Annotated in this window: 1 protein-coding gene; it reads right to left on the bottom strand. The window is 47.4% G+C overall.

What is annotated here, in order from left to right:
* Positions 1–160 precede the first annotated feature (160 nt).
* A partial coding sequence (locus tag QEH57_RS24860; RefSeq protein WP_309009509.1) for a hypothetical protein occupies positions 161–344 on the bottom strand: 184 nt, incomplete at its 5' end.

Raw genomic sequence — 344 nt, 5'->3', positions numbered from 1 at the left:
TGCGTCGCTCGGTAATACGAGAAAGCAGAGTAGGCCGTTACCACTAGGATGATGGCTGCTGTCCACTTTAGTCTCTTCATCTTTCTTTGCCCAACGCCGAGTGCATACGATGGAGATAGGCGCAGCCTATCGGAATTGTATGACACGACTTGTTAGCAGATTATAGTTTCTGTTTGTCGCGAACTGATTCGTACTGCTTGAGTACTCTCCTAATTTCTTTTTGGTCTTTGGGATTGGGATTAGGACTGACCCCTAGTTTTGCTGCATCTTCGTTTTGCTTCTTTAGCTGTGGACCTACAGGAAGGGACGGACTGCGAGTTGCCGCCTTATAGATGATGGTCGTA

This window comes from Pelagicoccus sp. SDUM812005, from assembly GCF_031127875.1.
In the GTDB taxonomy this organism is placed as follows: Bacteria; Verrucomicrobiota; Verrucomicrobiia; order Opitutales; family Opitutaceae; genus Pelagicoccus.
This window is presented reverse-complemented; position numbering and strand designations above follow the sequence as displayed.